Source organism: Rathayibacter sp. VKM Ac-2805, assembly GCF_009834265.1.
In the GTDB taxonomy this organism is placed as follows: Bacteria; Actinomycetota; Actinomycetes; order Actinomycetales; family Microbacteriaceae; genus Rathayibacter.
Genome location: NZ_CP047185.1, coordinates 2,168,189 through 2,181,619, shown reverse-complemented (window position 1 = coordinate 2,181,619; position 13,431 = coordinate 2,168,189). Strand labels below are relative to the sequence as shown.

Below are 13,431 nucleotides of genomic sequence, written 5' to 3'. Positions count from 1 at the left end.
GTGCTCCGTGCCAGGATGGGCGGATGCGCAGGGTCATCATCCTCGGCTCGACCGGGTCCATCGGCACGCAGGCTCTCGACGTCATCGGCGCGAACCGCGAGCGGTTCGAGGTCGTCGGCCTCGCCGCCGGCTCGAACCGGGCGGCGGTCGCCGAGCAGGCGTCCGCGTTCGGCGTCGAGCACACGGCGTTCGGCGCGGAGGAGGCCGAGCAGCTGATCCGCTCGGTCGACGCGGACGTCGTGCTGAACGGGATCACCGGCTCGGTGGGGCTCGGCCCGACGCTCGCGGCGCTCGAGGAGGGCAGGACGCTCGCCCTCGCCAACAAGGAGTCGCTGATCGTCGGCGGCGAGCTCGTCACCTCGCTCGCCGGTCCCGGCCAGATCGTGCCGGTCGACTCCGAGCACTCCGCGATCGCCCAGGCCCTCCTCGCGGGCGAGCACCGCGAGGTCCGCCGCCTCGTGCTGACCGCGTCCGGCGGGCCGTTCCGGGGACGCGACCGCGCCTCCCTCCGCGACGTCACCCCGGCGCAGGCGCTCGCACACCCGACCTGGGACATGGGCCTGGTCGTCACGACCAACTCCTCCACCCTGGTCAACAAGGGGCTCGAGGTGATCGAGGCGCACCTGCTCTTCGACGTCCCCTACGACCGGATCGACGTCACCGTGCACCCGCAGTCGGTGATCCACTCGATGGTCGAGTACGTCGACGGCTCGACGATCGCCCAGGCCTCGCCGCCGGACATGCGGCTCCCCATCTCGCTCGGCCTCGACTGGCCGCACCGCGTCGCCGGGGTCGGCGTCCCGCTCGACTGGACCCGCTCCCACTCCTGGACGTTCGAGCCGCTGGACGAGGAGGCGTTCCCCTCGGTCCGGCTCGCGAAGCGCGTCGGGGAGGCGGGCGCCTCCTACCCGGCCGTGTTCAACGCGGCGAACGAGCAGGCCGTGCAGGCGTTCCACGCCGGGCGGATCGGCTACCTCGACATCCTCGAGACGGTGGAGGCGGTGGTCGACGCGCACAGCGTCGACGGCGCGCTCACCCGCGAGTCGCTGGCCGCGGCGGAGGAGTGGGCGCGCCGCACGGCGGACGAGCGGATCGCCGGAGTCTGACCAGGGGTCATCCGGACGGGCTCCGTCTCCGCGGATCCGTGTCGGCGGACGTCGCGCCGCTGATCCGCTCGCTCGCGGAGTTCATCGGATCCGTGCAGGCGCACCCCAGCGTGGACGGGCGGGCCCGGCCTACAGTGTGTCGGTGGAATCCGTGCTGCTCTTCGTCCTCGGCGTCGTCATCATCGCCGTCGGCGTCGCCCTCTCCATCGCCCTGCACGAGGTCGGGCACCTCCTCCCCGCCAAGCTGTTCGGGGTCAAGGTCACGCAGTACATGATCGGGTTCGGGCCGACCCTCTTCTCCCGGCGACGCGGCGAGACGGAGTACGGCGTCAAGGCGATCCCGCTCGGCGGCTACATCGCCATGATCGGCATGTACCCGCCGAAGCACCCGGGGGACCGGCCCACGGAGTCGAGCACAGGCTTCTTCAACGGCCTGGCGTCCTCCGAGGCCCAGCTCGAGGAGCCCCGGCGCGGCGCCTACGCCACGATGATCGACGAGGCCCGTGCCGCCAGCGCCGAGACGATCGGCGACGGCGAGGACCATCGCGCGTTCTACCGGCTCCCCGTGTGGAAGCGCGTGATCGTCATGGCCGGCGGCCCCTTCATGAACCTCGTGATCGCCACGGTCCTCTTCACCGTCCTCCTCTGCGGCATCGGGATCCCGCAGAGCACCAGCACCCTCGCCGCGGTCTCGCAGTGCGTGGTCCCGGAGTCGCAGCGCGCGACCGCGACCTGCACCGCCGACGACCCGCTGGCACCCGGAGCCGCGGCCGGCCTGCTGCCGGGCGACACGATCACGGCGATCGACGGCACTCCGGTGAGCACCTGGAACGACCTGACCCCGATCATCCAGCGCTCCGCGGGCGTCCCGCTCAGCGTGTCCGTCCAGCGCGACGGCGCGCCGCTGACCCTCACGATCACCCCCGCCGAGAACGAGGTCGCGGTGACCGACGCGAACGGCGCCCCCGTCACCGACGCGTCCGGTGCGATCGAGACGCAGACGGTCGGCTTCATCGGCATCTCGCCCACATCGGCCCTCGCGCAGCAGCCGGTCACCGCGGTGCCCGAGACGGTCTGGTCGAACATCACCAGCGTCGCCCATGTGATCCTCAACCTGCCGCAGCGCCTCATCGACGTCGCCCGGGCGGCGTTCGGCTCGGAGGCGCGCGATGCCAACGGCCCGATCAGCGTCGTCGGAGTCGGCCGGATCGCGGGCGAGATCGCCGCCTCCGACCAGCTCCCCGTCGTGTCGAAGGTGCAGACGATGGTCGGCGTCCTCGCCTCGCTCAACGTCGCCCTCCTCGTCTTCAACCTGGTGCCGCTGCTCCCCATGGACGGCGGCCACATCGCCGGCGCCCTCTGGGAGGGCCTGCGCCGCCGGATCGCCAGGCTCTTCGGACGCCGCGACCCCGGCCCCGTCGACATCGCCCGGCTGCTCCCGCTCACCTACGTCGTCGTCCTCGTCCTCGGCGGCATGAGCGCCCTCCTCATCTACGCCGACATCGTCAAGCCGATCACGCTGTTCTGAGTTGGATTCCACGCCGGGCCTCGCCCGGCGTGGCGCGGTCGGCTTCTCGGGGTGGGGGCGTGGGTGGAGCGGGGTGCGGACGGCTGGGGCGAATCGCTGGGACGCGATTCACCCGTTCGCCTCGGGGGTGGCAGGGCGGTCGCTGACCGGCGTGGCGCGGTCCGCTCTGTGAAGGGAGCGGGCTGGCAGCGTCTGCGGTGAATCGCTCGGACGGGATCGGCGGTTCGGCTCGGGGGCGCGGCGACCGCGGATCGTCGTGAGGTCTCGGGCTGAGAGCAGGTGCGGTGGACGGGTTCCGAGGCGCGCAGGAGGCGCGGCGGCTGGGAAGGTGCGGCGAGCGGACGAGGGGTCCCGCGGCGCGCGTACGATGGGGCGCGTGCCAGCAGTGAATCTGGGTCTTCCCAAGGTCCCCATGACCCTCGCCCCCCGCCGCAAGTCCCGCCAGATCAAGGTGGGCAAGGTGCTCGTGGGCGGTGACGCGCAGGTCAGCGTCCAGTCGATGTGCACCACACCGACGACGAACATCAACGCGACCCTCCAGCAGATCGCCGAGCTCACCGCGTCCGGCTGCGACATCGTCCGCGTCGCGGTGCCGAGCCGCGACGACGCGGAGGCGCTGCCGATCATCGCCAAGAAGAGCCAGATCCCGGTCATCGCCGACATCCATTTCCAGCCCAACTACGTCTACGCCGCGATCGACGCCGGCTGCGCCGCGGTCCGCGTGAACCCGGGCAACATCCGCAAGTTCGACGACCAGGTCGGCAAGATCGCCGCCGCCGCGAAGGCCGCCGGCGTCTCGATCCGCATCGGCGTCAACGCCGGCTCCCTCGAGCCGAGCATCCTGCAGAAGTACGGCAAGCCCACCCCCGAGGCCCTCGTCGAGAGCGCCGTCTGGGAGGCCAGCCTCTTCGAGGAGCACGACTTCCACGACTTCAAGATCTCGGTCAAGCACAACGACCCCGTCGTCATGGTGAAGGCCTACCGCCAGCTCGCCGAGCGCGGCGACTGGCCCCTCCACCTCGGCGTCACCGAGGCCGGCCCCGAGTTCCAGGGGACGATCAAGTCCGCCACCGCCTTCGGCATCCTCCTCGGCGAGGGCATCGGCGACACCATCCGCGTGTCCCTCTCGGCCCCGCCCGCGCAGGAGGTCAAGGTCGGCCTGCAGATCCTCCAGTCGCTGAACCTCCGCGAGCGCAAGCTCGAGATCGTCTCCTGCCCCAGCTGCGGCCGCGCGCAGGTCGACGTCTACACGCTCGCCAACGACGTCACCGCCGGCCTCGAGGGCATGAGCGTCCCGCTGCGCGTCGCCGTCATGGGCTGCGTCGTCAACGGACCCGGCGAGGCCCGCGAGGCCGACCTGGGCGTCGCCTCCGGCAACGGCAAGGGCCAGATCTTCGTCAAGGGCGAGGTCATCAAGACCGTCCCCGAGGCCGAGATCGTCCAGACCCTCATCGAGGAGGCCAACCGCCTGGCCGCCGAGATGCCGGCCGACGACACCTCGACCGGAGCCCCGGTCGTCACCGTCGGCGCGAACTGACGGCGCGGGGCGGATCGACGTGGTCCGCCCCGCACTGCGCCTCGCGCTCGTGGTCGTCGCCGCCGCGCTCCTCGCCTCCGGTGTCGCCGCGCTCCGCAGCGGCCCGTCCTCCGAGGCCGGCGAGTGCATCGACAGCCGCAGCCCGCAGGACCCCTTCGGCTGTGACCGCTGGGTGCTGACCGCAGCCGAAGGGGAGACCCCGTACACGGCCTGGGTCGAGGACGCCCGCGTCCGCCTCCGCTCCGAGAGCGTCGGGGGTGCGCCGACCCTGGTCGTCGGCACCGGCTGCCTCGTGGTCAGCGCCGCCTACCGGATCGACGACGGCGTGCTGATCCCCGGCGACGAGGTGACCGGCTCCGACACCTGCTCCGACACGCCGAGCCCCGAGGCCATCCGGCTCCGGGCGCTCCTCTCCGGCCCGATGACGATCGGCGGCACCCCCGACGACGTGCTGCTGGACGGCACGGGCGGAGCGGTCGTCTTCTCGCGGATCCCCGACTGAGGCTCCCGGCGCCCTCGCGAGCCGGGGGAGCGCAGCGGATAGGATCGTCCCTCGTGGTCACCCGTCTCTCGCATCTGTTCGTCCGCACGCTCCGGGAGGATCCCGCCGACGCCGAGGTCGCGGGCCACCGCCTCCTCGTCCGCGCGGGCTACATCCGCCGTCAGGCGCCCGGCGTCTTCGCCTGGCTGCCGCTGGGACTGCGCGTCAAGCGCCGCATCGAGCGGATCATCCACGAGGAGATGGAGGCCGCCGGCGCCCAGGAGGTGCACTTCCCCGCGCTCCTGCCCCGCGAGCCCTACGAGCTCTCGGGCCGCTGGACCGAGTACGGCGACGGCGTGTTCCGCCTGAAGGACCGCAAGGACGCCGACTACATGCTGGCTCCCACGCACGAGGAGTTCTTCACGCTGCTCGTGAAGGACCTCTACTCCTCCTACAAGGACCTGCCCCTGTCGATCTACCAGATCCAGGACAAGTACCGGGACGAGGCGCGGCCCCGCGCGGGTCTCCTGCGCGGCCGCGAGTTCACGATGAAGGACGCGTACTCCTTCGACTACACCGACGCCGGCCTCGACGCGAGCTACCAGCGCCAGCGCGACGCCTACGAGCGGATCTTCGCCCGCCTGGGCCTGGAGTACGTGATCGTGCAGGCCGACGCCGGAGCGATGGGCGGCTCCCGGAGCGAGGAGTTCCTGCACCCCACCCCCGTCGGCGAGGACACCTTCGTCCGGTCGGCGGGAGGGTACGCGGCGAACGTCGAGGCGTACCGCACGCCCGTCCCCGCGGCGCTGCCCGTCGAGGGCCTGCCCGAGGCGCGCGTCTTCGACTCGCCCGACACCCCGACCATCCAGACCCTGGTCGACCTGGCGAACGCGACGCAGCCGCGCCCCGACGGCCGCGCCTGGACCGCCGCCGACACCCTGAAGAACGTCGTCCTCGCGCTCACCGCGCTCGACGGCACCCGCGAGCTCGTGATCATCGGCCTGCCCGGCGACCGCGACGTCGACCTCAAGCGCGCCGAAGTGGCGTTCGTCCCGGCCGAGGTCGAGGCCGCCACCGCGGAGGACTTCGCGAAGCACCCCGGACTGGTCAAGGGCTACATCGGACCCTGGTCGGCCGAGGGAGCCGTCCTGGGCGAGGAGTCGGCGACCGGCGTCCGCTACCTGCTCGACCCGCGCGTGGTCGACGGCACCGCCTGGATCACCGGGGCCAACGTCTCCGGGCAGCACGTCCTCGACCTGGTCGCCGGCCGCGACTTCCACGGCGACGCCACCGTCGAGGTCGCGGACGTCCGCACCGGCGACGAGGCGCCCGACGGCTCGGGCCCGATCGAGACCGCCCGCGGCATGGAGATCGGCCACGTCTTCCAGCTCGGCCGCAAGTACGCCGACGTCCTCGGGCTGAAGGTGCTCGACGAGAACGGGAAGCTCGTCACCGTCACGATGGGCTCCTACGGCATCGGCGTGACCCGCATCCTCGCCATCATCGCCGAGGCCACCCACGACGACCGAGGACTGCTCTGGCCCGCGAACGTCGCGCCGTTCGACGTGCACGTGATCGCGACCGGCAAGGACGCGGCGGCTCTCGAGCTCGCCGAGTCGGTCGGCGCCTCCCTCGAGGCCGCCGGCCGCGACGTGCTGATCGACGACCGCCCGAAGGTCTCGCCCGGCGTCAAGTTCGGCGACGCCGAGCTGATCGGGGTGCCCGTGATCGTCATCGCGGGCCGAGGAGCGGCCGACGGGATCGTCGAGCTGTGGGACCGCCGGTCCGGCGAGCGCGAGCAGCTCCCGGTCGCCGAGGCGCTCGCCCGGCTGGGCGCCTAGACCCGACACGCCGAGGGCCCCGCCACCGCTTCCCGTGGCAGGCGGGGCCCTCCGTGCGTCGGCAGGATCCGCGGGTGGAACCCCGGGCCGCGTCGGGTACCCTTGAGGGCTGATCCGGGTGAGAGCCCGGCAGGCGAACGACCGCGGTCACCACCGCGGCATCCAAGTGAATAGAGAGAAAGGCCCGCCCGTGGACATCGACCTGAGCGTTCTGCGACTCATGGAGCGCGAGCGCGAGATCCCCTTCGAGGAACTCGTGCAGATCATCGAGCAGGCGATCCTGACCGCCTACCTCAAGCACATCGGCCAGGCCGACGACGCCGACAAGGCCACCGCCGTCGACGCGCGAGTGCACCTCGACCGCAAGACCGGTCACGTCTCGGTCTTCGTGCCCGAGCTCGACGAGGAGGGCGCCGTCGTGGGCGAGGCCGAGGACTCCCCGCGCGACTTCGGCCGCATCGCCGCCTTCGCCGCGAAGCAGGTCATCAACCAGCGCCTGCGCGACATCGCCGACGAGCACGTGCTCGGCGAGTTCAAGGGCCGCGAGGGCGACATCGTCGCCGGCGTCATCCAGCAGGGCCCCAACCCGCGGATGATCCACGTCGACCTCGGCTCCATCGAGGCGATCCTCTCGCCCGAGGAGCAGGTGCCCGGCGAGGACTACAGCCACGGACGCCGCATCCGCGTCTACGTCACGAGCGTCGGCCGCGGACCCAAGGGCCCGTCGGTCCAGGTGTCCCGCACCCACCCGTCGCTGGTGCGCAAGCTGTTCGCCCTCGAGGTCCCCGAGATCGCGTCCGGCGTGGTGGAGATCGTCTCCCTCGCCCGCGAGGCCGGCCACCGCACCAAGATCGCGGTGCGCGCGACCGAGCCCGGCGTGAACGCCAAGGGCGCCTGCATCGGCGAGCTCGGCCAGCGCGTGCGCGCGGTGACCGCCGAGCTCAACAACGAGAAGATCGACATCGTCGACTACTCCTCCGACCTGCCGACCTTCGTCGCCAGCGCGCTCTCGCCCGCCAAGGTGACCAGCGCGTTCGTGATCGACCAGAGCCTCAAGGCCGTCCGGGCGCTCGTCCCCGACTACCAGCTCTCGCTCGCCATCGGCAAGGAGGGCCAGAACGCCCGCCTCGCCGCCAAGCTGACCGGCGCGAAGATCGACATCCAGCCCGATTCGGTGATGGACGGGGAGTGATCCCCGAGCATCGGCCGTGCGGGGGAGCGGTCCCGGAGGGGAGGGAGTAGAGTGGAAGCCGTCAGAACGTGCGTCGGCTGCCGTCTGCGCGCCCCCCGGGCCTCTCTTCTGAGGCTGGTCCTCCACTCGAACGTCCTCGCGGTAGACCCGCGTGCCGTCCGTCCTGGTCGGGGAGCGTGGCTCCACGACACAGCCGACTGCTACGAGCTCGCGGTCAAGCGCCGCGCGTTCGGAAGAGCGTTCCGGACACGCGAGAGCGTGGACGCGAGCGAGCTGGAGCAGTACATCGCACGATCCGACCGGCTCGGCCCCTCGACCGGAGGGGCCGGAGCAGCGCACGATCACACCATAGAGAACAGGCAGAACGGCCCGTGAACTGATCATGAGCGAAGACTGATGAGCGGCTCGAAATGAGACCCGTCCGTTCGTGACGCCTGCCCCCGTCTTGGGTGCAGGCCCAAGACAGGAGAGAAGTGGCAAAACCACGCGTACACGAGATCGCATCCGAACTGGGTGTCGATAGCAAGGTCGCACTTGCGAAGTTGAAGGAGCTCGGCGAGTTCGTCAAGGGCCCGTCCTCGAGCATCGAACCCCCGGTGGCGCGCAAGCTCCGCCAGGCCCTCCAGGGCCAGGGCGGTTCCTCCGCGGGAGCGTCGGCGACCCCGGCCGCCCCCGCCGCCGGCGCCCGTCCCGGGGCCCCGCGCCCCTCCGGCGCGCGTCCGTCCGCGCCCACGCCCGGACCGGCCAAGCCGCCCGCTCCGGCGCCGGCACCGCCGATGTCGGTCGCTGAGCGCCAGGCCCAGGCTCAGGCCGCCCAGGAGGCCGCGGCCGCTCAGCGCGCTCAGGCAGCCAAGGACGCGCCCGCCGAGGCCGCCGCTCCGGCTCCGACCGAGGCCCCCGCGGCTCCGGCCGCCGCCGAGAAGCCGGCGTCCGGCGCGACCCCGGCGGACCCAAGCCCGTCACCCCGCGTCCGGCTCCCGCCGCGAACACCCCACGCCCCGGCGGCGCCTCGGGCGGCTCCAACCGCCCCGGCGGCACCCCGCGCCCGGGCAACAACCCGTTCGCCAGCAACCAGGGCATGGGACAGCGTCCCGCCGCCCCGCGCCCCGGCAACAACCCCTTCGCCAGCTCGCAGGGCATGGGATCGCGTCCGACCCCGGGCAACATCCCCCGCCCCGCTGCTCCCCGCCCCGGCGCGCCCCGACCCGGCGGACCCGGCATGGGCCAGCGCCCCGCCGGCTTCGGCCAGCGTCCCGGCGGACCCGGCGGCGGAGCAGGACGTCCCGGCGGTGCCGGTCGTCCGGCCGGCGGCGGCTTCCAGCGCCCCGGCGGCGCTCCCGGTGCCGGTGGCGGCTTCGCCCCGCGTCCCGGTGGCGGCGGCGGTCGCGGTCGCGGCCCCGGCGGTGGAACCGCTGGAGCCTTCGGTCGCGGCGGCGGCAAGAGCAAGGCCCGGAAGTCCAAGCGCACGAAGCGTCAGGAGTTCGAGCTCAGGGAGGCCCCGTCGCTCGGCGGCGTCAGCGTCCCCCGCGGCGACGGCAGGACGGTCATCCGTCTGCGCCGCGGCGCGTCGATCTCGGACTTCGCCGACAAAATCGAGGCCATGACCGGCGTGCCGGTGCCCCCCGGCAACCTGGTCACCGTCCTCTTCGCCCTCGGCGAGATGGCGACGGCGACCGAGTCGCTCGACGAGGCCACCTTCGAGGTGCTCGGCTCCGAGCTCGGCTTCAAGATCCAGGTCGTCTCGCCCGAGGACGAGGACAAGGAGCTCCTCGAGGGCTTCGGTCTCGACCTCGAGCAGGAGCTCGACGACGAGACGGACGAGGACCTCGAGATCCGTCCCCCCGTCGTCACCGTCATGGGTCACGTCGACCACGGAAAGACGCGCCTGCTCGACGCGATCCGCAACGCCAACGTCGTCGCCGGCGAGGCGGGCGGCATCACGCAGCACATCGGTGCGTACCAGGTCGTCGCGGAGCACGAGGGCATCGAGCGCCCGATCACGTTCATCGACACCCCGGGTCACGAGGCGTTCACCGCCATGCGAGCCCGCGGTGCCCAGGTCACGGACATCGCGATCCTCGTGGTCGCGGCGGACGACGGCATCATGCCGCAGACCATCGAGGCGCTGAACCACGCCCAGGCGGCCAACGTGCCGATCGTGGTCGCGGTGAACAAGGTGGACAAGCCCGACGCCAACCCGGCCAAGGTGCGCCAGCAGCTCACCGAGTTCGGGCTCGTCGCCGAGGAGTACGGCGGAGACGTCATGTTCGTCGACGTGTCGGCTCGCGCGGGCACCGGCATCCAGGACCTCCTGGACGCCGTGCTGCTCACCGCGGACGCCGGTCTCGACCTGCGCGCCAACCCCAACAAGGAGGCGCGCGGAGTCGCGATCGAGGCGAAGCTCGACAAGGGACGCGGTGCGGTCGCGACCGTGCTCATCCAGTCGGGAACGCTGCGCGTCGGAGACGCGATCGTCGCCGGAACGGCCTACGGCCGCGTCCGTGCGATGGCGGACGAGAACGGCAACGCCGTCCTCGAAGCCGTGCCGTCGCGTCCGGTGCAGGTGCAGGGACTCTCGTCCGTGCCCCGCGCCGGCGACACCTTCCTCGTCACCGAGGAGGACCGCACGGCCCGTCAGATCGCCGAGAAGCGCGAAGCCGCTCAGCGCAACGCCCTGCTGGCCAAGGCCCGCAAGCGCATCTCGCTCGAGGACTTCACCCGTGCTCTCGAGGAGGGCAAGGTCGAGTCGCTCAACCTCATCATCAAGGGCGACGTGTCCGGTGCCGTCGAGGCGCTGGAGGAGTCGCTCGTCAAGATCGAGGTCGACGACTCGGTGCAGCTGCGCATCATCCACCGCGGCGTCGGTGCGATCACGGAGTCGGACGTCAACCTCGCGACGATCGACAACGCGATCATCGTGGGCTTCAACGTCCGCCCCGACCCGAAGGCCCGCGAGCGCGCTGCTCGAGAAGGAGTGGACATCCGCTTCTACTCGGTCATCTACAACGCGATCGAAGAGGTCGAGAACTCGCTCACGGGCATGCTCAAGCCCGAGTTCGAGGAGGTCCAGTCCGGTGTCGCCGAGATCCGCGAGGTGTTCCGCTCCTCCAAGTTCGGCAACATCGCGGGTGTCATCGTCCGCTCCGGCACGATCACCCGCAACTCGAAGGCGCGCGTCATCCGTGACGGCGTCGTGGTCGGGGACAACCTGGCCATCGAGTCGCTGCGTCGCTTCAAGGACGACGTCACGGAGGTCCGTACGGACTACGAGGCCGGTATCGGACTCGGAAAGTACAACGACATCCAGATCGGCGACGAGATCGAGACGATCGAGATGAAGGAGAAGCCGCGAGGCTGATCCGCTCCACTGGAAGGCCCGGGTCCGCCCGGGCCTTCCGGCGTCTCACGGCGCTGTTCGTGCGTGATCGGGAGGGGACTCTCGTCCTCTCGCGCCCTGCGGGAGGAATCGGGGGCCGCCCGTGTCCCGGAGGTGCGAACCCTCCAGAGGGCGCTTCCGCACCTCCGGGCGTGGGAGGCCGTCGAAGATCAGGCGCTCCCGTCTCGGTGGGTGCGCCCGCTGAACGAGCAGATCGCGAGCAGCGCGCCTGCGGGCGACGTCCGGCTCCCGTCCCAGCACCTGAGCCTTCCCATCCCGGTCCCCGAGGATCAGGGAGCCGCGAGGAGGCACTCCACCCGCGCGGTCGCAGACGCGCGGTCGAGGGTCATCACGCCCCAGAAGCAAGGCCCCCTCGGACGCGACCGGTCGTCCGGGCGGAGAGTGGTTGAATGGCGAGCTGAACGGTTCGCCGAGAGAGATGTGAGGACCAGCCATGGCAGATCCGGCCCGGGCGAGGAAGCTCGCCGAACGTATCCAGGTGATCGTCGCGAAGCGGCTCGAGCGCGGTCTCCGCGACCCGCGCCTCGGCTTCGTCACCATCACCGATGTCCAGGTGACCGGCGACCTGCAGCACGCCTCGGTGTTCTACACGGTCTACGGCACCGATGAGGAGCGCGCCGATTCGGCCGCGGCCCTTAAGGCCGCCACCGGAATGCTCCGCACCGAGGTGGGCAGGAACATCACGTCCCGGCTCACGCCGTCGCTCGAGTTCATCCTCGACGCGGTGCCCGAGAACGCGAAGCACATCGAGGATCTGCTCGCCGCCGCGCGCAGCCAGGACTCGCAGGTGCAGTCGCTCGCCGCTCAGGCGGACTACGCCGGCGAGGCCGACCCCTATGTGAAGCCCCGCGAGGACGACGAGGACTAGGCGCCGAGCCCGAACACCGCGGAGCCCGTGGCGACGTCGACCGATTCCAGGACGACGACGACACGGGCTCCCGGCGTGAGCGGGGCCGGGACGTCGACGGTGATCTCCGGGTCGAGCAGCTGGACCGAGGAGCGGGAGCGCGCCGAGGAGACGACGATCCCGCTGAAGGAGGCTCCTTCGCGGCCGCGGAGGACGGCGGCCTCGACGATCGCGGTCGCCGCACGGGAGGCGGCTCCGGCCCGGCGGTCGCTCGCGGCGAGGAGCGGCGGGAGCAGGGGCAGCGCCTCGCGCAGCTGCGACGGGATCGTTCCGCCGCGGGACACCGCGAGGCAGACGGTTAGGCCGAACCGGTCGACCAGGCGCCGCAGCGGCGCGGTGACGTGCGCGTACGGCGCGGCGAGGGCCGCCTGCTCGGGATGCTCCGGCGGGGCGCCGTCGAAGGCGGTGTAGCCGGCGCCGCGGAACAGGCTCGCCGCGGCGTACATGATGGCGAGCTGGGCGGGGTCGGCGGTGTCGAGGCGGCGCAGGTAGGCGCCGTAGGCCTCCTCCTCGGGCCACGGAACGCCGAGCGCCGCGGCTCGGGAGCGGAAGGCCGCGACGGTGGCGGGGTCGGCCTCGGGCATGGTCCGGAGGATGCCCACCCCCGCGTCGAGCATCATCGTCGCCGCCGCCATACCGGTCAGCAGCGAGACCTGGGCGTTCCAGCCCTCGACGGCCAGGGGAGCGCGGCGCTCGACCCGGTAGCCGCCGTCGGCGGCGACGATCTCCTCCTCGGGCAGCGTCAGGCTCGCTCCTCCACGCTCGGCCTCGCGCGCCAGGCGCTCGCGTCCGAACCAGGGGAGGAGGGCGAGGGAGGGGTGCGGATCGCCCGCGTCGACGCTGCGCTGCACGCCCTCGTAGTCGAGCCGGGCCACGCTGCGCACGAGCGCCCGCTCGAGGTGCACCGAGCGCGGCTCCGCCCGCTCGTCGAGGGTCAGCGTCCAGACCAGCGCTCGGCGCGTCTCGTCCGGCAGGAGCGACGCGGTCCCCTCGGAGAGGACCGCGGGGTGCAGTGGGACGCGGCCGTCCGGGAGGTAGTAGGTCTGGCCGCGGCGGCGCGTCTCGGCGTCGAGCGCTCCGCCGGTGCGGACGACCGCGGGCACGTCCGCGATGGCGTAGCGGAGGACGACGCCCTCCGACGTGCGCTCCAGGTGGAGGGCCTGGTCCAGGTCGAGCGAGCCGGGCGGGTCGATCGTCACGAAGGGGAGGTCCGTCCGGTCGACGCGGTCCTCGTCGTCCGCTCCGGCCTCCGCGTGCTCGGCCTCGGCCAGCGCGGCCGGCGGGAACGGGCCGGGCAGGTCGTTCTCGACGCGGACCGCGGCGAGGGCGCGCTGGACGTCCTGAGCGAGGTCGACGTCGAGGGCGCGCTCGACGGCGGCGTCGGGGCGGGGGAGGCGGAGGCGGCGACCGGTCACGGCGCCGACCCTACCCGCCTCCTCCGA

The 13,431-nt window shown here is 72.2% G+C and carries 9 protein-coding genes and 1 pseudogene; 9 read left to right on the top strand and 1 reads right to left on the bottom strand.

From position 1 onward, the window contains the following. Positions 1 to 23 precede the first annotated feature (23 nt). The 9 genes and pseudogenes from dxr (at position 24) to rbfA (ending at position 11,950) form a co-directional block, all read left to right on the top strand. Positions 24 to 1,106 (top strand): 1-deoxy-D-xylulose-5-phosphate reductoisomerase, encoded by a 1,083-nt coding sequence (dxr, locus tag GSU40_RS10180; protein WP_104328354.1) that lies wholly within the window; start codon positions 24 to 26, stop codon positions 1,104 to 1,106. A gap of 142 nt (positions 1,107 to 1,248) precedes the next feature. Then, positions 1,249 to 2,634 carry a site-2 protease family protein gene (locus GSU40_RS10175; protein WP_244229448.1) on the top strand — a complete coding sequence of 462 codons (1,386 nt, stop codon included), beginning with the start codon at positions 1,249 to 1,251 and terminating at the stop codon, positions 2,632 to 2,634. Positions 2,635 to 3,010: 376 nt separating this feature from the next. Continuing rightward, on the top strand, positions 3,011 to 4,171 hold the full coding sequence (gene ispG / locus GSU40_RS10170; protein WP_173244694.1) for a flavodoxin-dependent (E)-4-hydroxy-3-methylbut-2-enyl-diphosphate synthase: 1,161 nt from the start codon (positions 3,011 to 3,013) through the stop codon (positions 4,169 to 4,171). A 19-nt stretch (positions 4,172 to 4,190) separates the two neighbouring features. Beyond that, a complete protein-coding gene (locus GSU40_RS10165) occupies positions 4,191 to 4,673 on the top strand; it encodes a hypothetical protein (protein WP_104225178.1) in 483 nt (160 codons plus the stop codon). A gap of 53 nt (positions 4,674 to 4,726) precedes the next feature. After that, positions 4,727 to 6,493: a proline--tRNA ligase gene (locus GSU40_RS10160; RefSeq protein WP_160034846.1), complete on the top strand. Its 1,767-nt coding sequence runs from the start codon at positions 4,727 to 4,729 to the stop codon at positions 6,491 to 6,493. 190 nt (positions 6,494 to 6,683) lie between these two features. Beyond that, positions 6,684 to 7,685, top strand: coding sequence for a transcription termination factor NusA (gene nusA, locus GSU40_RS10155; protein WP_104225180.1), 1,002 nt, complete (start codon positions 6,684 to 6,686; stop codon positions 7,683 to 7,685). A gap of 51 nt (positions 7,686 to 7,736) precedes the next feature. Continuing rightward, entirely contained in the window at positions 7,737 to 8,060 is a 324-nt protein-coding gene (locus tag GSU40_RS10150) for a YlxR family protein (protein WP_104225593.1), read from the top strand. Between the two features lie 98 nt (positions 8,061 to 8,158). Further along, a pseudogene (gene infB, locus GSU40_RS10145) lies at positions 8,159 to 11,043 on the top strand (translation initiation factor IF-2). A gap of 472 nt (positions 11,044 to 11,515) precedes the next feature. Continuing rightward, complete coding sequence (gene rbfA / locus GSU40_RS10140) at positions 11,516 to 11,950, top strand: 30S ribosome-binding factor RbfA (protein ID WP_104223052.1); 435 nt, start codon at positions 11,516 to 11,518, stop codon at positions 11,948 to 11,950. Here the strand turns inward: rbfA and GSU40_RS10135 are convergent. Further along, positions 11,947 to 13,404, bottom strand: coding sequence for an RNB domain-containing ribonuclease (locus tag GSU40_RS10135; RefSeq protein WP_160034844.1), 1,458 nt, complete (start codon positions 13,402 to 13,404; stop codon positions 11,947 to 11,949). The two genes, rbfA and GSU40_RS10135, sit on opposite strands and share 4 nt — an antisense overlap. Positions 13,405 to 13,431: the final 27 nt, after the last annotated feature.